The sequence below is a fragment of the Streptomyces cellostaticus genome (assembly GCF_023630175.1).
Taxonomy (GTDB): domain Bacteria; phylum Actinomycetota; class Actinomycetes; order Streptomycetales; family Streptomycetaceae; genus Streptomyces; species Streptomyces cellostaticus_A.
Map to the genome: position 1 here is coordinate 1 of NZ_JALLIN010000050.1, position 25,299 is coordinate 25,299.

A 25,299-nucleotide genomic window follows, 5' to 3' on the forward strand; every position below is an offset into this window, starting at 1 on the left:
GGCCTGACTCGTTGATCACGTCGACCGACAGAAGGGAGAGCCGATGGTCGGCTCGTCGCACGAAGCGCTGCACCGGATTTTCCAGAAGGACCCCACTCTGCTGACCCGTGCGTTACAGCGTGTGCTGCACGTGCCGTTCCCCGAACCGAAGGAGATCGCGGCGCTGAACGTGGACCTCACCGAGATCGAACCGGTCGAGCGGCGTGTGGACACGCTGCTGCGCGCGGAGACGGACGAGGGTACGTACCTCTTCGTGATCGAGTCGCAGGGGAAGGTGGACGACCGCAAGCGAGGGAGCTGGCCGTACTACCTCTCCTACCTCTACGAGAAGTACCGCTGCGAGCCGGTGCTCATCGTCGTCACCCAGAACAGTGCCACCGCCAGATGGGCCTCGCGACCGATCCGGTTGGGGTTCCGGGACTGGCATTCGCTGACAGTGCGGCCGCTCGTGCTGGGTCCGGACAACGTACCGGTGATCGCGGACGAGGAGGCGGCCACGAGGGACGTACCCGTTGCGGTGCTTTCGGCGATGACACACGGGCGCGGTCCGCAGGCCCCCGCCATACTGGAATCCCTGGCCACCGCCCTACGGACCATCGATGACGAAACCGCCGCGGTCTTCGTGCAGTTCGTCGACTCCTGCCTGGCCGACCCCCAGGCGAAGCAGATGTGGAGGGACCTGATGACAGCGACTCAGTACTTCTGGCGCCACCCGCTGGCCGAGCAGGTGCGCGAAGAGGGCCGGGAGGAAGGCCGCGAGGAGGGAAGGGTCGAGGCCAAGGCCGAGATGATCCTCCGCATGCTGCAGTGGCGCGGCATCGAGGTGCCCGACGCCGTCCGCGACCAGGTGAACGCCTGCACCGACCCGGGTCGGCTCGAGGTCTGGGCCCAGCGGGCGATGCGCGCCAGGGACGCGACGGAGCTGTTCGCGGCGGACTGAGGTAGAGCTCGACGGAGCATGGTGAGGTGCTTGCCGATATGGGTGTGGGTGCAGCCAATTTAGGTAGAGTTTGGCCCGCGCGTTATCCCTGGCACACCTCGCTACGCTTCAAATAATTAAGATGGTTCGAATTTAGGGTTGACCGGTTAGAAAAGGTGGCCGACCGGACTGGAAATCTTCCGCCAGTCAACCTGGCTATGCTTCTAACTCCTCCTGTGGTGAGCTGTCATGCAGTGCTGGGTGTCTTCAAGGTAGGTGCGGAATGACAGACAGCCACTCCGTGAGCCGTTGACGCAGCGGATTTTCTAGCACGATTTCCATCAGCGGCCTCAGTGGTGTCAGGAGATTCTTTACGTACCTCAGTCTGAGTATCCTGTTCGGTGGTAGCGACCTCCATTCTTCAGCCTCGTTGATCACTTCTTCGTAAGTCTTCCCGATCTCGCGGAAAACCATCGAACACAGATCTTGTACATCACGCAGCGAATCGCCCTGCCTGGGACCAAAAGTCAAAACGGCGTAGGCGCGAATGTTGACCTCGTCGACGAGAATTTTCACAGGGGGCACCTGGCCGCTTTCGCGCTTCCGTTGACATGCGGTCAATGCCAAGCAGGCCCACTGGAGGCGCGTTTCCGCGCCCTGTCGATCGTCACGCATGCGACCGTCTGACAGTTCGCGCAGCGTTTCCCATTCTTGCCAATGAGTCGTAGTGCCGTCGGCCCTTGCTGAGATGCGCTGCAACTCTTCTACGGATCTGCTGGAGAAACTACCCCCAATCAATGCACTAAGGCTCATGTTCGACGGATTATCCGATGAGTATGATTCCGGCACGCTCGAAGCTGTCCTTTCCGATCTGCAGGCTTTCGGCTGATGGTCTGTAATGTCCACTATTGTTGTTGATTTCGATGCCGAAGTAACTTCCGTCGCCGCCCGCGATCTCCGCCTCGCCAGCGGCCTGTACCGGCTGTCCGCGAGTCAGGACGGGATGCTTGAGCTCGACGCCGTTGACGTGTTTCGGAATGATGAGCAGATCACCGTTCTGATCCACGGCCCATTTGACCGTTCCGGAGTTGATCGCTTCATCGAAACCGGCATCTCCTACCGTTAATGGCTTGACGCCGAGGCGCTCCGCATCGGCCAACTCGCTCTCGAGCTCTTCAGGTAGCTGATTTCTGAAGCACGGAGTGAGCCCGAGAGGGTCTGTGAGTCGGTTTGGATTTACTACGTATGCGCTCGGGTTGGGAGCAGGAGCGAGTCCGAGGGGGTCTGTTGTGGTGTAGCGGGCGGTTTCCGGGTCGTAGTGGCGGAAGTAGTTGTAGTGGAGGCCGGTTTCCGGGTCGTAGTACTGGCCTGGGAAGCGTAGGGGGGTGTAGGCGGTGCTGTTGGCTGTCCACGCCGTGGTGCCCCAGAGGGTGCTTCGTGTGCGCCAGGCGATGTCGCCGTGTTCGTCGATGAGTTCGCTGGGGGTGCCGACGAGGTCGGTGATGATGGCGAAGAAGCGGGAGTCGATCTCGTTCTGGGGGGCGTCGGCCGCTGTGATGCGCTCGGTCTGGGCGAGGGGGCGCAGGCCCTGGTGGTCCCAGGTGAGGGTGACCGGGTTGGGGAGGTCCGCGGAGGTGGTGGTCTGTTCGCAGAGGGTGGTGCCGTCCCAGGTGAAGGTGACCCGTTCCAGCACGGTCTCGCCGTCGTCCGCCAGGCGGAGTTTCGCGGTGCGGCGGCCCAGGGGGTCGTAGGTGTAGCGCCAGCGGGTGCCGTCCGGGGTGGTGACCGCCGTCAGGCGGTCCTCGGGGTCCCATTCGTAGCGCCAGGTGTCCGGTTTGCGGGACAGGCGGGTCTTCTGGCGCAGGGTGATGCGGCCCAGGGCGTCGTGTTCGTAGCGGACGTTGCCCGCCCGGGTGATGCGGGTGCCCGCATAGGTGCGCGGGCCGGTCGCTTCGCCGCCGGGGTGGTCGGCCGGCCATTCGGCCCGGGTCTGGTTGCCCGCCTCGTCGTAGGCGTAGCGCTCCGTCCAGCCGGCCGCGTGCACCGCGGTCACCCGCCCGGCGGCGTCCAGGTCGAAGCGGCGGGAGCCGGTCAGGTGGTCGTCGATGCCGGTCAGGTTGCCGTCGGCCCGGTAGCGGTAGGTCCGGTGCTGCACCGTGCGGTCGCCGGCACCGGTCACCGACTGGGTCGTCAGGCGGCCCACGGGGTCGAAGGTGTGGTCGAGGGTGATCGTGTCGCCGATGTGGCGGGACAGTTCGCGGCCCGCCTCGTCGTAGGTGAAGTCGATGGCGTGGCCCGAGGCGGCCACCATGCCGGTGCGGCGGCCCGTGGCGTCGTAGCCCCAGGTCGTCCTGGCGCCGGTCGGGGTGGTGCGGCCGGTGCGGCGGCCGAGGGCGTCGTACGCGTACGTCAGCGTGCGGCCGTCGACCGTCTCGGAGTGCAGGCGGCCGTGGCGGTCGCGCAGCAGCGTGAGCGTCGTGCCGTCCGGTCCCGTCGCCTGGGCGAGTTGGTCGGTGAGGTCGTAGGCGTAGGTGGTGACCCGGCCGGCGGCGTCCTTGCGCAGGACCTGGCCGAGTTCGTCGCGTTCGAAGGCCAGCGTCTCGCCGAGCGCGTTACAGCGGGAGGTGAGGCGACCCGCGGCGTCGTAGGTGTACGCCAGCGTGCGGTCGTCGAAGTCCGTCTCCGTGACCAGGTGGCCCGCCGCGTCGTACTCGTACGTCCACGTCAGCCCCTGCGGGTTGCTGACCTTCGTCAGGCGCAGTTCCATGTCGTGGTCGAACTCGTAACGCACCCCGTCCGGGCCGGTGCGCGCCGTCAGCAGGTCGAAGTGGGTGTACTCGAAGCGGGAGACACCGCCCATCGGATCGGTGTGGCCGGTGCAGTTGCCCTCGCCGTCGTACGTCCACGTCTCCGTCGTGCCGTCCGGCGCCGTGCGGCGGGTCAGGTGACCCTCCACCGACCACCGCAGCCGTGTCACGGCTCCGGTCGGGTCCGTGACGGCGACGGGGCGGCCCAGTGCGTCGCGTTCGTAGCGAGTGGTCGCGTCCAGGGGATCGATGATCTCCAGGGGGAGACCGGCGCGGTCGCAGACGACCCGTGTGGTGTTGCCCAGCGGGTCGGTCACGGTCGTCAGGTGGCCCGCGGCGGTGTACGTGAAGTGGGTCGTCCGGCCCGTCGGGTCCGTGACCGACGTGCGGTTGCCGCGCTCGTCGTACGTCTGGCGGACCACCGTGCCGCCGGGACCGGTCACCTTCACCGGCAGGCCGAGTCCGTCGTACTCGGCTGTCGCCTCACGGCCGTCCGGGCGCGTGAGCGACGTGAGGTTGCCCTCCTCGTCGTAGCGGAACGTCGTCGTGTGGCCCAGCGGGTCCGTCTCGGAGAGCAGACGGTTGAAGCGGTCGCGGCTGTACCGGGTCGTCGCGCCGAGCGGATCGGTCTCCGCCACCACTTGGAGCGCTTCGTTGATCAGGTAGCGCTGGGTGTGGCCCTCGCCGGTCGTGGTGGTCGTGGTCCGGAGGTTCGTCGACGGGTCCGGGGCCCCGTAGGACAGGCGCACGGTCACGTGTCCTGCGGAGCCGGCCTGGGCTGTGCAGCGGCTCTTGCCGTCGTACTCGTAGGTGTAGCTCCGGTCGTTCGCGTCCGTCCAGGACGCGACCCGGCCCGCCTCGTCGTATGCGAAGCGTAGTGGCAGCCCGGAGGAGTTGATGACCTTCGTCAAGTTGCCGTCCAGATAGCCGTAGCGCTTCAGCTCCTCACCGGTCGTGGCGAGGTGGAAGGCCGTGACCCGACCGGAGTCCGTCGTGATGCGAACGCCCTGGCCGCCGCTGGAGACCACGGCCAGCGGAGTGCCCTCCGCGTCGTACTCGAAGGTGATCCAGTTGCTGTTGCGGTCGTCTATCTGTTCCAGCACCGCGAGGTTCTCGCCCCGGTCGGCGAAATGCCGGGTCCGGCTGGTCTGCGGATCCGTGACCGTGTAGCCGCCCTCCACGCGGTCCAGGGGCCAGCGCGGGCCATGGCTGGGGAGGGTGGGCAGGCCGGGGGCCGGGTGCGGATAGGCCAGGAGCAGGCCGTCCTCCGTCACGAAGACGACGCCCTCGGTGTCGATTTCCAGGTGCTGGTCCAGAGTCGAGGACCAGGACGGGCCGAACCAATGGCCCAAGCGGTAACCGGACTCGGCACGTCGCTTGAGGACCAGGGGCAGTACCCCGGGCAGGGTGACGTCGGTCTGCGGCAGGAACATCTTGCCCGAAGCGACGTCGACCGGGTCGCCGCAGTGTTTCACGGCCCCGTCGGTACGTGAGTACTCGTGCGGACCGTCGTTCACCTCGGCGCGCGCGCTTCTCCCGGCCGCCCCCTCGGCTCCCGCCGCCTCCCGCTCGGCGGTCTTCAGCGAGTCGCGCATCGCGAGTCTCTCCGCGGTGGCGGCCCGGACCCCGTTCACCTCCAGCCCCACTCCGTCGGTCAGGAGTACCTGGGGCGCGAAGCGGCCACCGAATTCGGCGGGGTCCCTGGCGAAGTCCTGGAACGTCTGCCTGAGCGTCCGTTCGGGGTGTGTCGCGCTGGACACCAGGCCGGCCAGGGTCATCGCCTGATGCTGTAGTGCCTCGGCGGGGTGGGTCAGGTTGTACGGGTCGAGGGGGTTGGCGCCGCGGACCATGCCGTACAGGCCCGCCGTGCCTTTGATCATGCCTCCGCCGACATGGAGCATCTCGGTGTTGAAGGCGCCGTAGCCGTCGACCGCGTCCACCTTCAGCTGGGTCAGCGGGGGCGGTTCCGCCGGTGCGTGGGCCATGGCCGACCCGACGGCCTTCGCGGCGGCGCCGGCGGCTTCGTCGCGCTGCTCGCGGGCGTCGTGGAGAAGCTCCTCGGCCTCCTTCACGAGCCCGGCACCGGGGTCGTCGAAGTCACCGGGGTCCGGGCCTGGCTCCTTGTCGCCCGACTTCACCGCGTCCCTGTAGGCGGTGACGCGCTTGTCGTACGCGTCCTTCGCCGTCGCCGAGGCCTCCCTGCCCTTCTTGTAGAGGTCGATCGCGCCGCGGGCCTTTCGCTGTGCCCAGACGACCGTCTCCGCGTAGGTCTCCAGCGCCGTCGCCGCCTTGGCGCAGGCGTCCGCCGCGTGCAGCCAGTTCACCGGGTGCATCGCGAACTTCTCGCGGAACGCGTCGGCCGCCTCGCCCTGCCACTGCGAGGAGTCCAGCCTGCGCATGCCCTGGCCGACCCGGTCGAAGGCGGTGTGGAAGTCCTTCAGGTGCTTGGCGGTGGACCGGATGTCCCCCGCGTCACCGTGGATCAGGTCGGTCGGTTCGTCGGTCTCGCCGAGCTGCCGCTCGCCCGGCGTGGCGCCCAGCGCGGAGGCGGCCCGGTCGCCGTAGTGGTGGACCTTGTCCGCCCAGCCGTGGGCGCCGACCCCGTCGAGGGCGTCGGCGGTGACGTCGCTGCCCTTGTCGATGCCCTCGCCGAGCTTCTTCCTGCCCGCGTCGTAGACGTTCTTGCCGTGCCTCAGGCCACTGTTGATGCCGTCGCCGATGTCACCGAGGATGCCCATCAGCCCTCACCGCCCTGCCCGGCCGCCCTCGCGCGTTCCTCGGGGGACGGGCCCCACATGTCGTCGAGCACGCGGTTGTAGTCGTCGCCGGTCCCGGTCACCTGGTTGACGCGGTCCATCGTGACGCCCGGCGGCAGGCCCAGTGACCCGGTCATGGCGTCCCGTCCGGCGTCCTTCAGGCTCTGCTCGGACTTCTGCCGGGCCTCGTCGAACGACTTCCCGCTGTAGTCGGGATCCGTGACGGCGTCGACGCTGCTCCGGCGCAGTTCGTCCCAGCCCATCCGGGTGACGTCGTCCTCGGACGCGTACGGGTTGCCCACCCCGGCGTTGTAGGCGACCTTCATGGCGCCGTCGACGTACTGGTCCGTCTCGTGCAGGGTGCCCGCCGACAGGCCCACGTCCTGAGCGAACTCGTTGCCCTCCGCCACCAGGCCGCGCACGCCCCACTCCCAGCGTTCGCAGAACGACTTGAACTTGGCGGTCAGGTCCTCGTGACCCAACTGGATTCCGGAGAGTTCCAGGTTCGAGAAGCCCCGGCCCACACCGGCCAGGCTGTCGACGCCCAGTTCCTCGAGTTCGGCCAGGGTGAGCGTGATGCCCTTCGCTATCTCGTCCAGCCCCGCGGCCTTGATGTCCTTGCCGCCCTTGCCCCCGCTCACCGCGGTGCCTCCGCATCGGTCGTCCCGGCGGCCGGGTCCACGGCCACCGCGTCCGGCACGATCCCCGCGACGGGCGGGAACAGCACGCCCTCGTCCCCGTCGGCCGCGTCCAGCGCCACCCCGCACGGCACCCCTACGGCCGCGACCCCGGCGTCCAGCAGCCTGGCGCCCAGCACCCGCCGGTACGCCCACTCCCGCTCGCCCTCACCCCTCGCGACCGCGAACCGGGCCAGTGCCGGCTCGTTCGAGAAGGCCAGGATCCAGCGGACGCCTCCCTGGTCGGCGGTCAGCGGGTTCTCCTCCGCGTCCACCGGCACCAGCACGGGCGTGCGACGGAACTCACCCAGCACAGCGGCGAACTCGCGGCGCCGGCGCCGCACGTCGACGACTTCCGGATCAGGTGCGGCGCGCTCCTCGCGCGAGACCTCGCCGGGTGCCGCCGCGTCCGTCATCTCCGCGTACTCGGAAAGCGGCGACCTGCGTATGTGCCCCGTCCGGCCGCCGTCACCCCCGTGATCAGCCATGCCCGGGATCATCACACCGGCCCGTTGCCGAACGCAACGCGGTACCCGTCACGACCCAGGGGCTGTGGCCGGATCGGTTCGGCGCCGGAGACACGCACCTGCGGACACACGGACGCCCGGATCCCCCCGGACCCGGGCGTCCACGGCCGCCGGAGTTCAGCCGGCGCCCACCTCACGGCATCGCGTGCACATGCGCCCCCACCGCGTTCGACCACGCGTTGCCGGACGAGGCGTCCCAGTTCGTGGACCAGGTCATCGCGCCGCGCAGGCCGGGGTAGGTCTTCGAGGGCCTGAAGGTGCCGCAGCCGGTGCCCTTGCTCAGGCAGTCCAGCGCGTTGTTCACGACCGTCGGGGACACGTAGCCGCTGCCCGCGCCCCTCGTCGAGGCCGGCAGGCCGAGGCCGACCTGCGACGGGGACAGGCCGCCCTCGAGCTGGATGCAGGCGAGGGCTGTCAGGAAGTCCACCGAGCCCTGGCTGTAGACCTTGCCGTCACAGCCCAGCATGGAACCGCTGTTGTAGTACTGCATGTTGACGACCGTGAGGATGTCCCTGACGTTCAGGGCCGTCCGGAAGTAGGCGTTCGACGTCGACTGCATGTCGATCGTCTGGGGAGCCATCGTGATGACCAGGGACGGGCCCGCCTTCGAGGAGAGGGAGCGCAGCGCCTGCGTCATGTAGGTCGCGTCGAGACCGTTCTCCAGGTCGATGTCGACGCCGTCGAACCCGTACGTCTGCATGAGGGAGTGGACGGAGTTCGCGAAGTTCGCCGCCGAGGCCGAGTCGCTGACCGACACCGTGCCGTTCTGGCCGCCGATGGAGACGACGACCTTCTTGCCCGCCGCCTGCTTGGCCTTGATGTCGGCCTTGAACCGGTCGACGGTGTAGCCGCCGAGGCCGGCCGAGTCCAGGTTGAAGGAGACCGCGCCCGGTGTGCCGGTGGCGTCGGCGAAGGCGACCGCGATGATGTCGTAGGCCGACGGGACGTCGGAGATCCGCTGGACCTTCGCCCCGTTGTCGAAGTTCTGCCAGTAACCGGTCACGGCGTGCTTGGGCAGCGAACCGCCGCCGCCCCCACCGCCGGTGGCCGCCGTCGTCGCCGTCACCGCGCCCGACTTGGCGGACTCGCCCGCCGAGTTGGTCGCCGTGACCTGGAAGGAGTACGAGGTCGACGCGGTGAGGCCGCCGACCGTCGCCGAGGTGCCCGTCACCGCCGTCACCCTGGTGCCGTCGCGGTAGACGTGGTAGCCGGTGGCGCCGGACACCGCCGGCCAGGACAGCGAGACCGAGGAGGAGGTCGTGCCGGCAACCGTCACGCCGGAGGGCGCGGCGGGCACGGTGGGGGCCGGGTCGTCGCCGCCACCGCCGTCGGGGCCGTAGACGGAGATGTCGTCGGCGTAGTAGGCGGCCTGGCCGTACCAGCCGTGCGTGTACACCGTGACGGACGTCGTCGACGCGCCCGTGGTGAACGTCGTCGAGAGCTGCTTCCAGGACGCGCTGTCGGGGGTCCAGGTCGAGACGTCCGTCGTGCCGGTGCCGGTGACCCCCAGGTAGGTGTAGCCGCCCTGGACCCATCCGCTCAGCGCGTAGGTGGAGTTGGGCTTCACCGCGACCGACTGGGAGCACCGGGCGTTGTCCTGGCCGGCCGGAGTGGCCTGCAGCGCCGAGGAGCCGGAGTGGACGGGGGAGGAGACCGTCGTGCCGCTGGCGGCCGTACAGGTCCAGTTGCCCAGGCCCGCCTCGAAGCCGGCGTTGCGGGCGTTGTTGACGTCCGCGGCCGAGGCGGGGGCGGCGGCCAGGCCCGCGAGGGCGAGGGCGAGGGCGGTGGCGGCGGACCAGGTGCCGGCGCGTGTCCGGCGTCCGCGTCCGGTCCGGTCCGACGGCATGGCTGATGCACGGTCCACAGGGGCCTCCGGTGGGGGAGTCGGTGGGGAGGGTGGGGCGGGGGACGGTGGCCACCGTTGGCGTACAAGTTGGTCTAGGCCAATCCGGCTGTCAAGAGGTCCAGACCAAAACCATCTCCGGCCCGGCGCTCAACCTGTCCGGTTTTGGCGCCACTTGTGCCCGATGAGTTCCACACGAGCTACACAAACGCTGTTCTCCGGTCATTGGGGCGTGGATACAGTGCTCACGTAGTCACGCAATGAAGTCGTCCCGGCGCGGAGGAGTGACACCGACGAGCCGCGGGGCGTGAAGGAGCGGGGAGCTGCGCGTGCCAACTGCCATTGCCGTGACCAGTGCCGACATGGCACTGCCGGCGCAGGACGAACGGACCATGCCCGCCGTCGTGCTGCGCGACCTCGACCGGCGCCCGCTGGAGCAGACCCTCACCGAACTGCACGCGCTGACGGAGCAGTACGGGTACCTGGTCGTCGTCTGCTCGCAGGCCACTCCGGAGCCCGTCGTGCGGCGGCTGCACACCCTGCGCTCGCTGCTGGAGAGCGACCGCGTCGCCGTCTTCCGGCCCGAGCTCCCGCCGCTCGGCATCGCCGTCCTCGCCCGGCAGCTCAGACAGCTCGCCTCCTGCGACCTCAGCCCCGGCGTGCTCGCCTCGGCGGGCCGGCTGCTCACGCACTACATCCACGCCGGTGCCGTCCTCGGCTCCGTCGCCCGGCTGGACCGGGTGCCGGTCGGGCTGAAGACGCACGCCAGGTCCTGGGTGCCGGGCAGCCAGTTCGCCGTCGTCGCCCATCCCGAGCCGCAGCTCGTCCGGGTCGCCCCCGGCGCCAGGCTCAAGGGCCCCGAGTTCGGCACCTGGATGCTCATCGCCAAGGGGCAGTTGCAGAGCGACTGGCTCGCCGGACTCGCCGAGGAGTGGACCGCGCACGCGCTGCGCGAGACCCCGCTGCCGTCCGAGTCGCCGCGCTGGTGGGGTACGGGCCGGCTGATCGAGTTCTGCAGCCACCTCGCCGACCTGTCCGTCCTCTACCAACTGGTCACCTCGGTACGCCAGTCCACCTGCCACTGGTGCGGCCTCGACGTCATCGGCGACCGCTGCGTGTTCTGCTCCGCCACCCCGCCCCTCCACGAGCCGCCCGCGCCGCGGGCCCTGGAGCGGCGAACGCCCGCCTGACCCGTACGAACGCCACATCACATCCCGCTCGACCGATTCCCCCCAATGAGGTTGCCCGGTTCATGAACTCCCGTCAGCGCCGCGGCGTGATACTCCTGATCCTCTCGGTCCTGTGCGCCCTCGGCGCGTTCGCCGGCGTGCTCTCCGTCGTCCACGACGTGAACTCCAAGGTCGGGCCCGAGGTCACCGCCTACCGGGTCAAGTCCGACGTGAAGCCCTACACCGTGCTGAACACGGGCCAGTTCGAGAAGACCGAGATGCCCGAGCGGTGGCTGTCCGGCAACGCCGTCACCGATCTGCGGCAGATCCGGGGCAAGATCGCCGTGACCACCCTGCGCGCCGGCTCCCTGCTCCAGACCGACATGGTCGTCGACCGGCCCGCCCTGCAGCCGGGCCAGCAGGAGGTGGCCATCATGATCGACGCGGCGACCGGGGTCGCCGGCAAGATCACCCCCGGGTCGCGCGTCAACGTCTATGCCACCTTCGAGGGAAAGAAGGAGGGCGACCCCGACCAGTCGAAGATCATCGTGACCAACGCCCGGGTCCTCGACGTCGGCCGCATCACCGCGCTCGAACCCGACGCCGGCAAGGACCGCAGGGAGCCCACCGAGGCCGTCCCGATCACCTTCGCGCTGTCCACCCTCGACGCCCAGCGGATCACCTACGCCGAGTCCTTCGCCCAGCGGGTCCGGCTCGCCCTGGTGGCACCCGGCGGCCAGACCGGCGTTCCGGACAAGGACCGCACGTACGAACTCGCGACGGACAAGTGAGAGGCGGTCCGCATGCCCACCAGGATCCTCCCGGCCGGCGCCGACCCCGACGCCGTCCGCTCCCTCGTCACGCTGCTCAGCCAGCTCCCCGACGCGGAGCCGCAGCCGCCCGTCACCGACTCCACCCAGCTCGTCGACGCCCTCGCCCGGCTCGCCGCCGAATCGGTCGACGAACTGCCCGAGGTCGTCGTCGTCCACGAACGCATCGGCCCGGTACCCGCCCTGGAGCTGATCCGCGAGGTCGCCCTGCGCTTCCCGGCCGTCGGCGTCATCCTCGTCACCACCGACGCGAGCCCCGGCCTGTTCTCCGCCGCCATGGACGCCGGCGCGCGCGGCCTGGTCCCGCTGCCGCTGTCGTACGAGGAACTCGCCAACCGGGTTCAGGCCGTCGCCCAGTGGTCGACGGGCGTACGCCGCCATCTCGGTCACGGCGCCGACCCGACCGGCGGGGCCGGCGGCACCGTCGTCACGGTCAGCGGCGCCAAGGGAGGCGTCGGCGCGACCCTGGTCGCCATCCAGCTCGCGCTCGCCGCCCAGGCCTCCGGCCGGCCCACCGCCCTGCTCGACCTCGACCTGCAGGCCGGCGACGTCGCCTCCTACCTGGACGTCCAGTTCCGCCGCTCGGTCGTGGACCTGGCCGCCATCAACGACATCTCCCCGCGGGTCCTCGCCGACGCCGTCTTCCGCCACGACACCGGACTCGCCCTGCTCCTCGCCCCCGCCGAGGGCGAACGCGGCGAGGAGGTCACCGACCGCGCCGCCCGCCAGGTCGTCGGCGCCCTGCGCTCCCGCTACGAGGTCGTCGTCGTGGACTGCGGCGCCCAGCTCGGCGGGGCGAGCGCGGCGGCGGTGGAGACGGCCGACACCGCGCTGCTGGTGACCACCCCCGACGTGGTCGCCGTACGCGCGGCCAAGCGGACCGTGCGGATGTGGGACCGGCTGCAGATCCGCAAGGCCGAGGAGACCACGGCCGTGGTCAACCGGCACACCCGCGGCACGGAGATCCAGCCGCCGCTGGTGCAGCGCATCACCGGTACGGCGCTGGCGCGCACCGCCGTACCCGCCAACTTCAGGGAGCTGCAGGCGGTCGTGGACGCGGGGCGCGTCCACGAACTCGACGGCAGGAGCACCGTCAAGCAGGCCCTGTGGGCGCTCGCCGGGGAGCTGGGCCTGGCCAAGGCGTCCGAGGGCCCCTCCCACCGGGGCGGTGGCCGGCCGCGCGGCGACCGGGCGTCCGTGAGCTTCCGGCGGCGGAAGGAGTGAGGGTCCGATGAGACGCCCGCGCGGTGACGACCGGGGCCAGGTCGCCGTCGAGTTCCTGGGGATGACCCCGCTGATCGTGCTCACACTGGTGCTGATGTGGCAGTGCGTGCTCGTGGGGTACGCCTACACGCTCGCGGGGAATGCTGCCGACGAGGGGGTGCGGGCCGGGACGGCGGCGCACCGGGGCGAGCGTTTCGGCGCGTGCCAGCAGGCCGCGCTGAGGCACCTGTCGGGGGCCTGGCGGGAAGGGGCCGAGGTGACGCAGTGCGGCGGGCAGGGCTATGTGACCGCCGACGTGTCGCTGAAGGTCCCCGTCCTCTTCCCCGGCTCCGTCGACTTCCCCGTCACGGTGCACGGCCACGCCGGCGCCGTCGAGGAGGTGAAGGACTGACATGCCACGCAGGGGACGTGACCACGGCCAGGTGGCCATCGAGTACCTGGGGTTCATCCCGGTCCTGCTGATCGTCGCACTGGCCGGCTTCCAGATCGGGGCCGTCGCCTACGCGGCCGAGCAGGCCGGCACGGCCGCTCGGGCCGGAGCACGGGCCGAGTCGCTCGGGCAGTCCGCCCAGCAGGCCTGCGCGCAGGCCGTCAGCGGCGGCCTGCGCGTGACCTGCGGCCCCAGCGGAGGAGGGGACGACTCGGTCACCGTCACCGCCTCCGTCTCCATCCCCTCGGTCGTCCCGGGCTGGCACTTCGACCCCGCCGAGAAGTCCGCCACCATGCCCCGCGACCACTGACCGAGGAGAGGCGAACCCATGAGCCTGCGGGCACGCATCAACTCCCCCGAGGAACCGGGCACCCGGGGCGAGGACGGGCACCTGGTCGCCTCGTACCGGGCGAAGCTGCTGGAGGAGATCGACCTCGCCGAGATGAGTTCGCTGGCCGCCGCCGAACGCAGGGCGCGGCTCGAGCGGGTGCTCGGACACATCATCAGCCGCGAGGGCCCGGTGCTCTCCACCGCCGAGCGGTCCCAGCTCATCCGGCGGGTGGTGGACGAGGCGCTGGGCCTCGGCATCCTGGAACCCCTGCTGGAGGACGCCTCCATCACCGAGATCATGGTGAACGGGCCGGACGCGATCTTCGTCGAACGCGGAGGCCGCGTCGAGCAGCTGCCGATGCGCTTCGCCTCCGCCGACCAGCTCATGCAGACCATCGAACGGATCGTCTCGACGGTCAACCGCCGCGTGGACGAGTCCAACCCGATGGTGGACGCCCGGCTCCCCTCCGGCGAGCGGGTCAACGTCATCATCCCGCCGCTGTCCCTGACCGGCCCCACCCTCACCATCCGCCGCTTCCCGCGCTCCTTCACCCTCCAGGAGCTGATCGGCTTCGGCTCGCTCGACGAGCCCATGGTGTACCTGCTGGCCGGACTGGTGCAGGCGAAGTTCAACATCATCGTCTCCGGGGCCACCGGCACCGGCAAGACCACCCTGCTCAACGCCCTGTCCGGGCTCATCCCGGCACACGAGCGCATCATCACCATCGAGGACTCCGCCGAACTCCAGCTCCAGCAGACCCACGTGGTCCGGCTCGAGTCACGCCCGCCGAACGTCGAGGGCAAGGGCCAGGTCACCATCCGGGACCTGGTGCGCAACTCCCTGCGCATGCGGCCCGACCGCATCGTGGTCGGCGAGGTCCGCGGCGGCGAGTCCCTCGACATGCTCCAGGCCATGTCCACCGGCCACGACGGCTCCCTCGCCACCGTGCACGCCAACAGCGCGGAGGACGCCCTCACCCGGCTGCAGACCCTCGCCTCCATGTCCGACGTCGAGGTGCCCTTCGTGGCGCTGCACGACCAGATCAACAGCGCCGTCGACGTCCTCGTCCAGCTCACCCGGTTCGCCGACGGCGCCCGCCGCATCACCGAGATCGCCCTGCTGGACAGCCACGGTGGCGATCCGTACCGGCTCGCCACCGCGGCCCGCTTCCACGCCCGGCCCATGACCGCCGACGGCCAGGTGTACGGCGCCTTCGAGTACCACCCGCTGCCCCGCCGCGCCGCCGACCGCCTCCACATGGCGGGCCAGCCCGTCCCGCAGGCCTTCGGCGTCGCGCACTCCGCGGAACAGCTCGCCACCCGAGAAGCCAGGTAGGACCCCCATGGAACTCCACACGCTCGTACAGCTCACCACCGGTGTCGCCCTGCTGACCTGCGTCCTGGCCGTCGCGGGCGTCCACACCTACGCGGCGGGCCGGGCCCAGCGCGCCGCCCTCGTCGACCGGCTCGCGCACGGCGCGGAAGGCTCCGCCCCCGGCCGCCGGCGCCGCTTCCCCACCCTGGACCGCCGGCTGCGCCGCACCGCACTCGGCCGGAAGCTGGAGCTGCGGCTGGCCGCGACCGGACTGGACGTCACCCCCGGCGAGTTCTTCGCGTACATGCTCGCCACGGTCGCCGCGCTCTGGCTCGTCGGACAGGCCACCCTGGCGCCCTTCTTCGGCCCGCTCGCCGGGCTGCTCGGCATCTGGGCGGCCGTCCAGTTCCTCAACTGGCAGCGGCAGAAACGCATCGAGCGCTTCATCAACCAGCTCCCCGAACTGGCCCGCATCCTGGCCAACGCCACCCAGGCCGGCCTCGCCCTGCGCACCGCGATCGGCATGGCGGCGGAGGAGCTGGAGGCACCCGCGGGCGAGGAACTGGCCAAGGTCTCCGACCAACTGGCCATCGGCCACTCCCTCGACGACGCCCTGGGCGAACTCGCCGACCGGCTCCCCTCCCGCGAACTGGTCGTGCTCGTCACGACCCTGGTGCTGTCCAACCGGGCGGGCGGCCAGGTCGTCTCGGCCCTGCGCAACCTCACCGAGACCCTCGAGGAACGCAAGGAGACCCGGCGCGAGATCCGCACCCAGCTCTCCCAGGTGACGATGACGTCGTACGCCGTCCCCGTCCTCGGCATCGGCGCGCTGTTCCTGATGAACGGGGTCAAGGACGGCGCCCTCGACCGCATGACCGGCTCACCGGTCGGCCAGGCCTGCGTGATCATCGCCTTCGCCATGTACGCCGTCGGGTTCGTCCTCATCCGCCGGATGAGCCGGATCGACGTGTGAGGGGGCTGACCTGATGGCATACCTGCTGGCCCTGCTGATGGGCCTCGGCGTCTGGGGCGCCTTCGCCGGCGTCCGGATGTACCGCGCGGACGCGAAGCTCCCCGGCGACCTCGCGCTCGCCCTCGAGGTCGGCGCCACCCGCACCGGCGCGGTGGACTCCGTGATCGACCGGATGGGCATGCGCTACGCCCCGGCCGTGCTCCGCCTGATGGGCCCCCGCCTGGTCGCCCGGTACCGCCGCAGGATCGACCTCGCGGGCAACCCCGGCGGCCTCACCATCGACCGCTACGCGGCCCGCCGCGCGGTCTACGGCGCACTCGGCGGCGTCGGCTTCCTGGTCTTCCTGCTGCGCGGCCAGTGGTTCGTCGCCCTGCTCCTGCTGCTGTTCGGGGCGTTCTGGACGGAGGTCGGCATCTGGTCCGCGATCCGTGTCCGCAAGGACGTCATCGAGCGGACCCTGCCGGACTTCCTGGACGTGCTCGCGGTGGTGGTGAGCGCCGGGCTCGGCTTCCGCCAGGCACTGGACCGGGTGGCCACCCGCTACGAGGGCCCCTGGGCGGACGAACTGCGCATCACCCTGCGCCAGATGGACCTCGGCATGAGCCGCCGTCAGGCCTTCGCGGAGCTGCGCCGCCGGAACGACTCCGAACAGGTGGCGATGTTCGTGACGGCGCTGCAGCAGGGCGAGGAACTGGGCGCGCCGATCGTCGACACCCTCGTCTCGCTCGCCAAGGACATGCGCCGCACGGACGCCCAGAACGCCCGCCGCAAGGCCGCCCGCGCGGTCCCCAAGGCCACCTTGATGATCACCACGTTCATGGTCCCGGCGACGATGCTGCTGCTGGGCGCGGGCCTGCTGCTGGGTTCCGGCGTCGACTTCGGCTCCCTGACGGGCGAGTAGGCGGGGGCGAGGTGGCGACCATGACGCCGGCGAAGGGGGCCACGGGCCGTCGGTACCGGCGTGCCCGGGCGCAGGGCGCGGGCCCGGGCACCGGGGCCGGACGGCCCACGCCGGGCGGCGACGCCCCCGCCGGGGGCGCGGGTGGTGCCACCGGCGACATGAACCCGGCTCACGACGGGGCGCACGCTCCGTCCCCCGGCCCCGAGAAGCTGCAGATCCGTGCCCTGCAGGCGATGTGCCGGCAGGTCTTCGGGTTCCGCCTCGCCATGATCGTCCTCGCGGCCCCGGCCGCCCTGCTCAACGCGTCGCCCGGCCTCGGCGTCCGCCTGGTCGGCGCGGCCGTCGTCATCACCTTCATGGTGTCCTACGTGCTGTTCCGCGACTGGGAGCGCTTCGGCCCCCTCCTGCTGCGCCACCCCAGCCTGCTGGCCGCCGACACCCTCTTCGGCTCCCTCCCGCTGATCTCCGCGGGCCCGGACACCACCCTCGCCTACGTCAGCGTCTGCACCCCGCTGCTCGCCGGTCTGGTCTACGGCTGGCGGGGCGCGGCCTGCTTCGCCTCGCTCCAGTCCCTGATACTGCTGCTGGTCCACGCCACCCTCGAGGCCGACCAGCGCGCGGGCGTCGCGGAGTCCCTGCTGCTGCCCGGCCTGTGCGTCGTCACCGGCGCGATGGGCTCGACCCTGCGCAACCTGATGCTCCGCTACGGCGCCGCGACGCAGGCGCTCACGGCGGTGCAGGCCCGCCTCGCGGCGACGGAGGCGGTACACGCGGAACGCGCCCGGCTGGCCCGCGAGATGCACGACTCGGTGGCCAAGACCCTGTACGGCGTCGCCCTGGCCGCCGACGGCCTGGCGGCGACCGCGTCGGCCGACGCCCCGGACCCGGCCCGCGTCCGCCGCCAGGCCGACCTGGTGTCCCGCTCGGCGCGCCGGGCGGCGGCGGAGTCCAGGGAACTCCTGGAGGACCTGCGCCGTGAGGACTCCCCGGCGGCACCGCACACGGACCTCTGGTCGCAAGCCACCGCACGCGCCGCGGACTTCGGTGGCCGGACGGGCCTACCGGTGACGTGCCGCCGCACCGACGACCCCCGAGTCGCCCTCCCGTCCCTTCCCCCGCCCCTCGCCCGCCACCTCCTCGCCATCGCCGCGGAGGCCCTGGAGAACGCCCACCGCCACGCGTCGGCGACCCGCGTGGAGCTGACCGCGGGGGTCGAGGGCGACCTGCTCCGCCTGTCGGTCCACGACGACGGCGACGGCCTGCCGCCCGGCACGACGCTGGACAACCTGCGCCGCTCCGGCCACTTCGGCCTGCTCGGCATGGTCGAACGCGCCGCCGCGGCGGGGGCCCGCATCCGCATCGGCCGGGGCGGCAACGCCCGCGGCACGGAGGTCAGGGTGGAACTGCCCCTGCGGTCCGCCGGGCCCGCACGGCCCGGCACGCCCGCTGGGCCCGCCCGTCCCGCCGAGCCCACGGAGACCGCACGTTCCGCGTGGCCCACGGAGGCCGAAGGGTCCGCGCAGCCCACGGAAGCCGCAGGGTCCGCGTGGCCCACGGAGGCCGCACGTTCCGCGCGGCCCGACGGCACGCCCGAGAAAGCCTGAGCCCTTGAGCCCGAGAGGAGGCACCCGATGCAGCACCTGAACCCCGGTCCGGACTTCCCGCCGGCCACGGTCAGGGCCCCCCTCCGCCTCGTGGTGGCCGACGACAACCCGGTCATCCGCGCGGGCCTCACCGCCCTCCTCGCCGACCGCGAGGACACCACGGTGGTGGCGCAGGCGGCGGACGGCCGCGAGGCGTACGAGGCGGCGCTGCTCCACCGCCCCGACGTCGTCCTGCTCGACGTCCGCATGCCCGGCGTCGACGGAATCTCGGCATTGCCCCACCTGGTGCGCCTGGCCCCGGTCATGATGCTGACGTACAGCCACGAGACGGAGACCGTGCGGGAGGCGCTGCGGCTGGGGGCGGGGGGTTACCTGGTGCACGGCGAGTTCACGGCGGAGCAGTTGGTGAGGGCGGTGCGCGACGTACGGGAAGGACGGCCGCATGTGACGCCGGGAGCGGCGCGGGCGCTGGTGAACGGGCTGCGAGAGAGTGCACCTGCACATACGGGGCCCGAACCGCCTCCTGAATTGGGCTTGATTCCGCCCCAAAACCTTTCGCAACTGCAATCGGATGTGGGACAGTCATATCGTTCGCGGTTCCAACTCAGCGGCAGGGAGGCGGAGATCATGGACCTCATCGCATCCGGCATGACCAACCGGCAGATCGCCGCCGCCTGCTTCATCAGCGAGAAGACCGTCAAGAACCACATCAACCGCATCTTCGCCAAGCTCCACAGCGCGACCAGGTCCCAGGCGGCGGCCAAGTGGCTGGGGGTGGCCTGAAATGACCGACCGGGGGAGGGGCTGGGCCCGGGAATGGGTCCTGGGGCCCTTAGGGGGGCATCTTGTCGGGGCTTACGTTTCCGGCATCGGAAGCGAATCTGGAGGGAAGCGCGATGAGCGACCTGCTGCTGAGGTTCATGGTTGCCATGCGGCGACGTACCGACGACTCGGGGCAGACAGCCGTCGAGTACCTGGGGATCATCGCCGTGGTGGTGGCGATCGTGCTGGCGATCACGGGTACAGACATCGGGCAGACCATTTACAACGCCATCACGGACAAGGTCAACGAGGTCATCGGCGGCTGACGCGAGGCCGCAGGTACGACGATGCAGGGCAGGCTTTCCCCATCTACATCACGGTGGTGGCGGGCCTGCTCTTTCTTGCCTTTGCCTATTTGGCGGTCGGTCAGGCGGCCGTGAATCGGGGTGGCGCCCAGACCGCAGCCGACGCCGCGGCGCTCGCGGCCGCCCAGGAGGCACGCGACCGGCTCGCGGGCCTGTGGGTGGACGCCCTGTCCGACCCTGCCAAGTGGACTGACATCTTCGAGGGCAAGGGCGCCGGCGATCCGTGCTGGCGAGCGGAGCAACTGGCCGCGGAGAACGATGCGCGCCTCAACTCCTGCGACCCCGCACTGCTCCGATACACGGTCGAGGTCCAGACGAACAAAACGGTCGGAGATTCCGTCGTACCCGGGACCGAGGACATGAAGTCGACCAAGACCGCGACGGCTGTGATCGACCCCCTGTGCGACTTTGCTCCCCCCAGTGGGAGTGAGGGGGCCACGACCGAGGCACTGCCGCAACTGACCTGCAGGGGCGGGAAGGTCTGGGAGCCCGACCCGGACGACCGAGCAGGGCTGCCAAAGCCTGAAGACCTCTTCGATGTTCACCTGGCCGACTGACAAGCGCACGACGATCAAGAAGGAAGCAGAGTCATGAGCATTCGGTTCGCTGCGCAGGCCCGCAGGGGGCTGTTCGCGCTCACAGTGTCGGCCGGTCTGGCTCTCGGCGTAGCCGCTTGCGGGGGCAGCGGTGGCGAAGACAAGAAGCCAGAGAGTTCGACGCCCGCGTCAAGGAGCGACCATTCCCGGCCGAGCGCTCAGGAAGGCCAGTCGGAGCAGCCGCTGGCCGAACTGAAGGGACCCAACGGCTTGTTGTTGGACGTCACGTCGGCTGTGCGGGACACAGGCGGATTCGTAACCGTGAGTGGGAACCTGAAGAACGACGGCGGCAAGCTACTCACCATCCCCGCGCAGTTGAGCGGTAACGAAACCGAGATCATCAGAAATGGCCGCTCATTCGGCGGAGCGACGCTGGTGGACTCCAAGGGGAGGAAGCGTTACTACGTCCTTCGTGACACCGATGGGCGTCCCCTCACCACAACGGGGGTGTCCAGCATAAAGTCCGGAGAAGCCGTGCCTGTGTTCATGCAGTTCCCGGCGCCGCCCGCAGATACGAACGAAGTCTCCTTCCAGATGCCCATGTTCGCGCCCGCTGACATCACAATCTCCGGGTGAGCATCGTGCCCACGACGACTCGTCTCCCTCTGGCGGTGGCCGCGGTCACCCTCCTGTTCAGCACGGCCGCCCGCGCCGACGGCACCTCCCCCAGCGAACCCCCCGGCACGGAACCCTCCGCCACCGCCCCCGTGAAGGTCGACCCCACGGACCCGGACCTCAAGCTTCCCGAGGGGGCCACCCTCGCCGAGGCCAAGGTGCTGGACATCAAGTCGGTCGTCGAGGACCAGAGCGGGGACGAGCGGCGGGAGGACACCAACGCCGACGTCACCTTCGCCCTGCAGGCAGAAGTCCTCTTCGGCAAGGACAGCGCCAGGCTGAGCGGCGAGGCCAAGGCCCGTGTCGCGACGATCACCGAAGAGATCAAGAAGCAGAACGCGACCCGCGTCCGCGTCTTCGGTTTCACCGACAACCTCGGCTCCTCCGCCCACGGCGACGTGCTGTCCCGGCAACGCGCCAACGCCGTACAGGCCGTCCTGGACCAGGACCTGAACGACCCGAACGTCACGTTCGAGGTGCGCGGCTACGGCGAGCAGTACCCGATCGCCGACAACTCGACGGAGGCGGGCAGGAAGAAGAACCGCCGGGTGGAGGTCTCCTTCCCGCGCGCGGAGGACTGACCGGAGAGGTGCGCGGCCGCTGCCGCCTCGGCCGTTCACGTGGCCCTACGGCCGTCCGACGCTTCCGGGGCGGTGCGACCGCTTCGCCACCGGCGCACCGTGAGCGCACGCGGGGCCGGCGTCGGGGTCACGGACCGCGGTCGCCGAGGTCGACCTCGACCCGGGCCCCCGCCACCAGCCCCCACTCCGCCATGGCCCCGGCCTCCGCCTCCAGCACATGGCGGGACCGGAGCCGCGGCCGGCCCAGGCGACCGGGGGGCATCGTGCGGACGGCCAGGACGGTGAGGCCGCGGTCGAGGTGGGCGACGTCGATGGGGAAGCGCATGCGGAAGGTGTGCACGCCGCTCGCGGGGGACAGCAGCATCGCCCCGGCGAGCGCGTCACGGCCCAGCAGCCCCCTCGTGCGCGCCCGGTAGGACGTCGCGATCTCCAGGGGGACGGTGACCGCCGCCCCGCCCCCGCCCGGCCGGATGACCAGCCTGCCCCGCCCGTTCCGCCAACGCGCCATCCCGAGCCCACCTCCGCGGTGACCGTACCCGGGAGAGGGGAAGGAGAAGCGCCGTCGGGCGCGCTCGACGGGGCGGGCCGCCCGGGTCCCGGTGCCACGGGGGAGACGGGAGGGAGGGCGCCGCCGCGGTGCCCCCTCGTGCCGTGGCGGAAGCGCGCGGGAGGGGGCGGCGTTGTCAGTGGCGGCTGCCACACTGCACCGCATGACAGGCGAACCCATCGATGTGCGGCTGCGCGAAGTCAGGGACGACGACCTCCTCGTCCTCCACGCCTACGAGAACGACCCGGAGGCCGTCCGGCGGTCGAGGTTCACTCCCCGGCCGCTGGACGCCTTCCTCGAACACTGGCGGGAGCGGATCCTCCGTGCCCCCGACAGTCTGGTGCGCGCGGTCACCGTCGACGGCGAGGTGGCCGGCAGCGTCGTCTCCTGGACCGCGCAGGACGGGCGCAGATTCGTCGGCTACTGGCTCGGCCGCCGGTACTGGGCGCGCGGCGTGGGGACGCGTGTCCTCGGCCTCTTCCTGGAGCTGGAGCGGGTGCGTCCCCTGTACGCCGACCCCTTCTCCGGGAACACCGCCTCGGTCCGCCTGCTGGAGAGGCACGGCTTCGAGCGCGTCGGCACGGATCGGGAGGGCGACGACGAGTACGCCGTGCTCGCGCTCGGGCCCGCTCCCGCGGAGGGCCGGTGACGGGCGCCGTACCGGCCGCGGGCGGTCAGCGGGCCGCCGGGCGGTGATCGCCGGTGGCTCCGTCGATCAGTTCGCGCAGGATGTCCATGTGGCCGGCGTGCCGGGCGGTTTCCGTGGTCATGTGGACGAGGGTCCAGCGCAGGGAGACGGACTCGTCCCGCCACGAGGGGCGGCCCAGGGCCTCCAGCGGCAGGTCGGCGATCATCCGGTCGGCGGCGGCGCGGGCGCGGCCGTAGAAGGCGACGATCCGGTCCGTCGACTCGTCGGGAGCGATCCACATGTCCTCGCTCGCGTAGGGGTCGAACCACAGCGGTTCCACCGCGCCGCCGAACGTCTCCACGAACCAGCCGTACTCGACCGAGGCCAGGTGCTTGACCAGGCCGAGCAGCGTGGTGCCGGACGGCGTCATGGGGCGGCGCAGTTGCTCGTCGTCCAGTCCGTCGAGCTTCCAGAGCACGGCGTCGCGGTGGCGGTCCAGGCTGGTGCGCAGGATGTGCTTCTCTTCCGACGGGTCGGCTGCGGGCGAGTTCGTCATGGGCGGGGAAATTAGCAGGACCCGATGACAGCGGGGCTGCGACGATGGCACGCATGGGACAGAACCGCTCCTTCGAGGACCTCGTCGCCGAGGGCGCCGCCGTGCCCACCGAGGGCTGGGACTTCTCCTGGTTCGAGGGGCGGGCCAGTGAGGCGCGGCCCTCCTGGGGGTACGCCCGCGCGGCGGGGGAGCGGCTGGGGCGGGCCGGGTCCGCGCTCGACGTCCAGACCGGGGGCGGGGAGGTGCTCGACATCGCCCTGGGCGGGGCGGGGGCGAACCCGCCGCGCCTCGTCGCCGCCACGGAGGGGTGGCCGCCGAACGTCGCCAGGGCCACCGCCCTGCTGCGGCCGCGCGGCGTGGTGGTCGTGGCGGCCCCGGACGACGCGCCGCTGCCGTTTGCCGACGCGTCCTTCGACCTGGTGCTCAGCCGGCACCCGGTGACCCCGCACTGGGCGGAGATCGCGCGGGTGCTCCGGCCGGGCGGTACGTACTTCGCCCAGCATGTCGGGCCCAGCAGCGTGTTCGAGCTGGTCGAGTACTTCCTCGGGCCCCAGCCGGAGTCCGTGCGCCGGGGCCGTGATCCCGAGGGCGAGCGGAGGGACGCGGAGGCGGCCGGGCTCGAGGTCGTGGAGCTGCGGGCGGAGCGGCTGCGGATGGAGTTCCACGACATCGCCGCCGTCGTGCACTTCCTGCGCAAGGTGGTCTGGATGGTCCCGGGCTTCACCGTCGAGGCGTACGAGCCCCGGCTCCGCGCCCTGCACGAGGGGATCGGGAGGGAGGGGTCCTTCGTGGCGCACAGCGCGCGGCACCTCTTCGACGTCCGGAAGCCGACCTCCTGAAAGAGGAGGAACCGGATTTTCCGCCCCCCGGTTCGCCCGCTCCCTTCCCGGGGTGTCCACATCGTTATCGGGGACGGTTCACATCCGTCTCATTCGTCACGTAGGTTCAGGCCAAGGTAATTCGCGTCAGCAAAGCTGCGCGGGCGGCATCGCGCGGTGGAGGGGACTGCGCGATGCCGCGAGGCCCGGCGGAAGGCCGGCGAAGCCGTCAAGCCGCCGCTCGCTCGCCGGGTAGCCCGTCGGGGGGACCCCGGGGCGACTCGCCGGGCGTTCACCGGGACGGCCCAGGCCCTCCCGCCTCCGTCTCCTGCCGCCCGATTCCGCGAGAACCCGCTGTGAGCGGGTCGTGCGGCGCCTTTGAAGCCGGCGTTCCGCGTGCACCTCGGCGTCGCCGAACGATTTCGGAGAGTAGTTGTCGGACGCCGATGCACGCGTCAGCCCTCACGAAGGGTTATGGTGGAAACCCCCCCTCGGGCCGGTCCGTCTCCCCCCCCACGGACCGGCCCGTTTTTTCTTCGGGAACCGCCCGGCGGAAGGTCGGCGTCCCCTTCCTCGGGGGCGAACCGCCGCCGGCGGTACCCTCGACACCCGCCCAAACCCCGGAGGGTCCATCCCGTGAACCTGCGCGACAAGCTGCGTGGCCTGCTCGTCAGGCTCTACGCGCGCCGGGTGGAAGGTCACCTGGACCACGCTCAGGTGCCCAAGCACATCGGCGTCATCATGGACGGCAACCGGCGCTGGGCGAAGGCGGCCGGGTCCACCACGGTCCACGGCCACCGGGCCGGTGCCGAGAAGATCGAGGAGTTCCTCGGCTGGTGCAGCGAGACCGATGTCGAGGTCGTCACCCTGTGGCTGCTGTCCACGGACAACTTCGACCGCCCGCAGGAGGAGCTGGTCCCGCTCCTCGGCATCATCGAGGACGTCGTCCGCACCCTCGCCGCCGACGGCCGCTGGCGGGTGCACCACGTCGGCACCCGTGACCTGCTGCCGGCCGGGATGCAGGACGTCCTCAAGGAGGCCGAGGAGACCACCGGCCATGTGGACGGGATAGTGGTCAACGTGGCCATCGGTTACGGCGGCCGCCAGGAGATCGCCGACGCCGTGCGCTCCATGCTCCTCGACGCCCGGGACAAGGGCACGTCGCTGGAGAGCCTCGCCGACTCCGTCGACGTCGACATGATCGGCCGTCACCTCTACACCGGCGACCAGCCCGACCCGGACCTCGTCATCCGCACCAGCGGTGAGCAGCGGCTGTCCGGATTCATGCTCTGGCAGACCGCCCACTCCGAGTACTACTTCTGCGAGGTCTTCTGGCCGGCCTTCCGCAAGGTGGACTTCCTTCGCGCGCTGCGCGACTACGCCGCACGTCACCGCCGTTACGGCGGCTGACGCCGCACGGCGCCCGGACCGCACGCCCCGCCGGCCACCACACCGGCGGGGCGTCCCGTATACCCCGGTTGGGTGGGAAGTAACAAGGAGTTCACCGGTGCGCTGTCGGCCACTTC

Annotated in this window: 25 protein-coding genes; 18 read left to right on the forward strand and 7 right to left on the reverse strand. The window is 70.8% G+C overall.

The window, feature by feature from the left end:
• Window positions 1-43 precede the first annotated feature (43 nt).
• Window positions 44-940, forward strand: a complete 897-nt coding sequence (locus MXD57_RS26320) for a hypothetical protein (RefSeq protein WP_250404515.1) — start codon at window positions 44-46, stop codon at window positions 938-940.
• Between the two features lie 246 nt (window positions 941-1,186).
• Here the strand turns inward: MXD57_RS26320 and MXD57_RS26325 are convergent, their stop codons facing one another.
• The 5 genes from MXD57_RS26325 to MXD57_RS26345 all read right to left on the reverse strand — a co-directional run bounded on the left by MXD57_RS26325 (window position 1,187) and on the right by MXD57_RS26345 (window position 9,532).
• Entirely contained in the window at window positions 1,187-1,732 is a 546-nt protein-coding gene (locus MXD57_RS26325; RefSeq protein ID WP_250404516.1) for a hypothetical protein, read from the reverse strand.
• Window positions 1,733-1,742: 10 nt separating this feature from the next.
• Window positions 1,743-6,464 (reverse strand): putative T7SS-secreted protein, encoded by a 4,722-nt coding sequence (locus MXD57_RS26330; protein WP_250404517.1) that lies wholly within the window; start codon window positions 6,462-6,464, stop codon window positions 1,743-1,745.
• Window positions 6,464-7,123, reverse strand: a complete 660-nt coding sequence (locus MXD57_RS26335) for a hypothetical protein (protein WP_250404518.1) — start codon at window positions 7,121-7,123, stop codon at window positions 6,464-6,466. Before MXD57_RS26335 ends, MXD57_RS26330 begins: the two co-directional genes overlap by 1 nt.
• Window positions 7,120-7,647 carry a hypothetical protein gene (locus MXD57_RS26340; RefSeq protein ID WP_250404519.1) on the reverse strand — a complete coding sequence of 176 codons (528 nt, stop codon included), beginning with the start codon at window positions 7,645-7,647 and terminating at the stop codon, window positions 7,120-7,122. Before MXD57_RS26340 ends, MXD57_RS26335 begins: the two co-directional genes overlap by 4 nt.
• Window positions 7,648-7,819: 172 nt before the next feature.
• Complete coding sequence (locus MXD57_RS26345; protein WP_250404557.1) at window positions 7,820-9,532, reverse strand: chitinase; 1,713 nt, start codon at window positions 9,530-9,532, stop codon at window positions 7,820-7,822.
• Between the two features lie 359 nt (window positions 9,533-9,891).
• Here MXD57_RS26345 and MXD57_RS26350 point away from each other — a divergent pair, with 359 nt between their 5' ends.
• The 14 genes from MXD57_RS26350 to MXD57_RS26415 all read left to right on the forward strand — a co-directional run bounded on the left by MXD57_RS26350 (window position 9,892) and on the right by MXD57_RS26415 (window position 21,224).
• The gene (locus MXD57_RS26350) at window positions 9,892-10,719 is read left to right on the forward strand and encodes a hypothetical protein (RefSeq protein WP_250404558.1); all 828 of its coding nucleotides are present in this window, start codon (window positions 9,892-9,894) and stop codon (window positions 10,717-10,719) included.
• A 62-nt stretch (window positions 10,720-10,781) separates the two neighbouring features.
• On the forward strand, window positions 10,782-11,489 hold the full coding sequence (gene cpaB, locus MXD57_RS26355; RefSeq protein WP_250404520.1) for a Flp pilus assembly protein CpaB: 708 nt from the start codon (window positions 10,782-10,784) through the stop codon (window positions 11,487-11,489).
• Window positions 11,490-11,501: 12 nt separating this feature from the next.
• A complete protein-coding gene (locus tag MXD57_RS26360) occupies window positions 11,502-12,752 on the forward strand; it encodes an AAA family ATPase (protein ID WP_250404521.1) in 1,251 nt (416 codons plus the stop codon).
• A gap of 7 nt (window positions 12,753-12,759) precedes the next feature.
• Window positions 12,760-13,143: a TadE/TadG family type IV pilus assembly protein gene (locus MXD57_RS26365; protein ID WP_250404522.1), complete on the forward strand. Its 384-nt coding sequence runs from the start codon at window positions 12,760-12,762 to the stop codon at window positions 13,141-13,143.
• A gap of 1 nt (window position 13,144) precedes the next feature.
• Entirely contained in the window at window positions 13,145-13,492 is a 348-nt protein-coding gene (locus tag MXD57_RS26370) for a TadE/TadG family type IV pilus assembly protein (protein ID WP_250404523.1), read from the forward strand.
• A gap of 18 nt (window positions 13,493-13,510) precedes the next feature.
• On the forward strand, window positions 13,511-14,848 hold the full coding sequence (locus MXD57_RS26375; RefSeq protein ID WP_250404524.1) for a CpaF family protein: 1,338 nt from the start codon (window positions 13,511-13,513) through the stop codon (window positions 14,846-14,848).
• 7 nt (window positions 14,849-14,855) lie between these two features.
• Window positions 14,856-15,800 carry a type II secretion system F family protein gene (locus tag MXD57_RS26380; RefSeq protein WP_250404525.1) on the forward strand — a complete coding sequence of 315 codons (945 nt, stop codon included), beginning with the start codon at window positions 14,856-14,858 and terminating at the stop codon, window positions 15,798-15,800.
• Window positions 15,801-15,813: 13 nt separating this feature from the next.
• Window positions 15,814-16,701 carry a DUF5936 domain-containing protein gene (locus MXD57_RS26385; protein ID WP_199211812.1) on the forward strand — a complete coding sequence of 296 codons (888 nt, stop codon included), beginning with the start codon at window positions 15,814-15,816 and terminating at the stop codon, window positions 16,699-16,701.
• A gap of 20 nt (window positions 16,702-16,721) precedes the next feature.
• Window positions 16,722-18,305 (forward strand): sensor histidine kinase, encoded by a 1,584-nt coding sequence (locus MXD57_RS26390; protein ID WP_374114751.1) that lies wholly within the window; start codon window positions 16,722-16,724, stop codon window positions 18,303-18,305.
• A gap of 27 nt (window positions 18,306-18,332) precedes the next feature.
• Window positions 18,333-19,088, forward strand: a complete 756-nt coding sequence (locus tag MXD57_RS26395; protein ID WP_250404526.1) for a response regulator — start codon at window positions 18,333-18,335, stop codon at window positions 19,086-19,088.
• A gap of 113 nt (window positions 19,089-19,201) precedes the next feature.
• The gene (locus tag MXD57_RS26400) at window positions 19,202-19,393 is read left to right on the forward strand and encodes a Flp family type IVb pilin (protein WP_250404527.1); all 192 of its coding nucleotides are present in this window, start codon (window positions 19,202-19,204) and stop codon (window positions 19,391-19,393) included.
• On the forward strand, window positions 19,390-19,989 hold the full coding sequence (locus MXD57_RS26405; protein WP_284506127.1) for a pilus assembly protein TadG-related protein: 600 nt from the start codon (window positions 19,390-19,392) through the stop codon (window positions 19,987-19,989). Before MXD57_RS26400 ends, MXD57_RS26405 begins: the two co-directional genes overlap by 4 nt.
• 33 nt (window positions 19,990-20,022) lie before the next feature.
• Window positions 20,023-20,604 (forward strand): hypothetical protein, encoded by a 582-nt coding sequence (locus MXD57_RS26410; protein WP_250404529.1) that lies wholly within the window; start codon window positions 20,023-20,025, stop codon window positions 20,602-20,604.
• A gap of 5 nt (window positions 20,605-20,609) precedes the next feature.
• Window positions 20,610-21,224 (forward strand): OmpA family protein, encoded by a 615-nt coding sequence (locus MXD57_RS26415; RefSeq protein ID WP_250404560.1) that lies wholly within the window; start codon window positions 20,610-20,612, stop codon window positions 21,222-21,224.
• A 127-nt stretch (window positions 21,225-21,351) separates the two neighbouring features.
• Here the strand turns inward: MXD57_RS26415 and MXD57_RS26420 are convergent, their stop codons facing one another.
• Window positions 21,352-21,732 (reverse strand): DUF192 domain-containing protein, encoded by a 381-nt coding sequence (locus tag MXD57_RS26420; protein WP_250404530.1) that lies wholly within the window; start codon window positions 21,730-21,732, stop codon window positions 21,352-21,354.
• A 202-nt stretch (window positions 21,733-21,934) separates the two neighbouring features.
• Here MXD57_RS26420 and MXD57_RS26425 point away from each other — a divergent pair, with 202 nt between their 5' ends.
• On the forward strand, window positions 21,935-22,420 hold the full coding sequence (locus MXD57_RS26425) for a GNAT family N-acetyltransferase (protein WP_250404531.1): 486 nt from the start codon (window positions 21,935-21,937) through the stop codon (window positions 22,418-22,420).
• A 25-nt stretch (window positions 22,421-22,445) separates the two neighbouring features.
• Here MXD57_RS26425 and MXD57_RS26430 read toward each other — a convergent pair whose 3' ends face one another.
• Entirely contained in the window at window positions 22,446-22,955 is a 510-nt protein-coding gene (locus MXD57_RS26430; RefSeq protein ID WP_250404532.1) for a DinB family protein, read from the reverse strand.
• 53 nt (window positions 22,956-23,008) lie between these two features.
• On the opposite strand from MXD57_RS26430, the gene MXD57_RS26435 reads away from it, so the two are divergent.
• Together MXD57_RS26435 and MXD57_RS26440 are read left to right on the forward strand one after the other, a co-directional pair.
• On the forward strand, window positions 23,009-23,794 hold the full coding sequence (locus MXD57_RS26435) for a class I SAM-dependent methyltransferase (RefSeq protein ID WP_250404533.1): 786 nt from the start codon (window positions 23,009-23,011) through the stop codon (window positions 23,792-23,794).
• Between the two features lie 615 nt (window positions 23,795-24,409).
• On the forward strand, window positions 24,410-25,183 hold the full coding sequence (locus tag MXD57_RS26440; protein ID WP_250404534.1) for an isoprenyl transferase: 774 nt from the start codon (window positions 24,410-24,412) through the stop codon (window positions 25,181-25,183).
• Window positions 25,184-25,299: the final 116 nt, after the last annotated feature.

Bases quoted from the DNA above. Each gene is read 5' to 3' on its own strand.
- MXD57_RS26345 (WP_250404557.1), bottom strand. From the start codon at position 9,532: ATGCCGTCGGACCGGACCGGACGCGGACGCCGGACACGCGCCGGCACC.
- MXD57_RS26320 (WP_250404515.1), top strand. From the start codon at position 44: ATGGTCGGCTCGTCGCACGAAGCGCTGCACCGGATTTTCCAGAAGGAC.
- MXD57_RS26425 (WP_250404531.1), top strand. From the start codon at position 21,935: ATGACAGGCGAACCCATCGATGTGCGGCTGCGCGAAGTCAGGGACGAC.
- MXD57_RS26360 (WP_250404521.1), top strand. From the start codon at position 11,502: ATGCCCACCAGGATCCTCCCGGCCGGCGCCGACCCCGACGCCGTCCGC.
- MXD57_RS26380 (WP_250404525.1), top strand. From the start codon at position 14,856: ATGGAACTCCACACGCTCGTACAGCTCACCACCGGTGTCGCCCTGCTG.
- MXD57_RS26400 (WP_250404527.1), top strand. From the start codon at position 19,202: ATGAGCGACCTGCTGCTGAGGTTCATGGTTGCCATGCGGCGACGTACC.
- MXD57_RS26420 (WP_250404530.1), bottom strand. From the start codon at position 21,732: ATGGCGCGTTGGCGGAACGGGCGGGGCAGGCTGGTCATCCGGCCGGGC.
- cpaB (WP_250404520.1), top strand. From the start codon at position 10,782: ATGAACTCCCGTCAGCGCCGCGGCGTGATACTCCTGATCCTCTCGGTC.
- MXD57_RS26350 (WP_250404558.1), top strand. From the start codon at position 9,892: ATGGCACTGCCGGCGCAGGACGAACGGACCATGCCCGCCGTCGTGCTG.
- MXD57_RS26390 (WP_374114751.1), top strand. From the start codon at position 16,722: ATGACGCCGGCGAAGGGGGCCACGGGCCGTCGGTACCGGCGTGCCCGG.
- MXD57_RS26375 (WP_250404524.1), top strand. From the start codon at position 13,511: ATGAGCCTGCGGGCACGCATCAACTCCCCCGAGGAACCGGGCACCCGG.
- MXD57_RS26370 (WP_250404523.1), top strand. From the start codon at position 13,145: ATGCCACGCAGGGGACGTGACCACGGCCAGGTGGCCATCGAGTACCTG.
- MXD57_RS26330 (WP_250404517.1), bottom strand. From the start codon at position 6,464: ATGGGCATCCTCGGTGACATCGGCGACGGCATCAACAGTGGCCTGAGG.
- MXD57_RS26410 (WP_250404529.1), top strand. From the start codon at position 20,023: ATGAGCATTCGGTTCGCTGCGCAGGCCCGCAGGGGGCTGTTCGCGCTC.
- MXD57_RS26325 (WP_250404516.1), bottom strand. From the start codon at position 1,732: ATGAGCCTTAGTGCATTGATTGGGGGTAGTTTCTCCAGCAGATCCGTA.
- MXD57_RS26365 (WP_250404522.1), top strand. From the start codon at position 12,760: ATGAGACGCCCGCGCGGTGACGACCGGGGCCAGGTCGCCGTCGAGTTC.
- MXD57_RS26435 (WP_250404533.1), top strand. From the start codon at position 23,009: ATGGGACAGAACCGCTCCTTCGAGGACCTCGTCGCCGAGGGCGCCGCC.
- MXD57_RS26430 (WP_250404532.1), bottom strand. From the start codon at position 22,955: ATGACGAACTCGCCCGCAGCCGACCCGTCGGAAGAGAAGCACATCCTG.
- MXD57_RS26395 (WP_250404526.1), top strand. From the start codon at position 18,333: ATGCAGCACCTGAACCCCGGTCCGGACTTCCCGCCGGCCACGGTCAGG.
- MXD57_RS26385 (WP_199211812.1), top strand. From the start codon at position 15,814: ATGGCATACCTGCTGGCCCTGCTGATGGGCCTCGGCGTCTGGGGCGCC.
- MXD57_RS26340 (WP_250404519.1), bottom strand. From the start codon at position 7,647: ATGGCTGATCACGGGGGTGACGGCGGCCGGACGGGGCACATACGCAGG.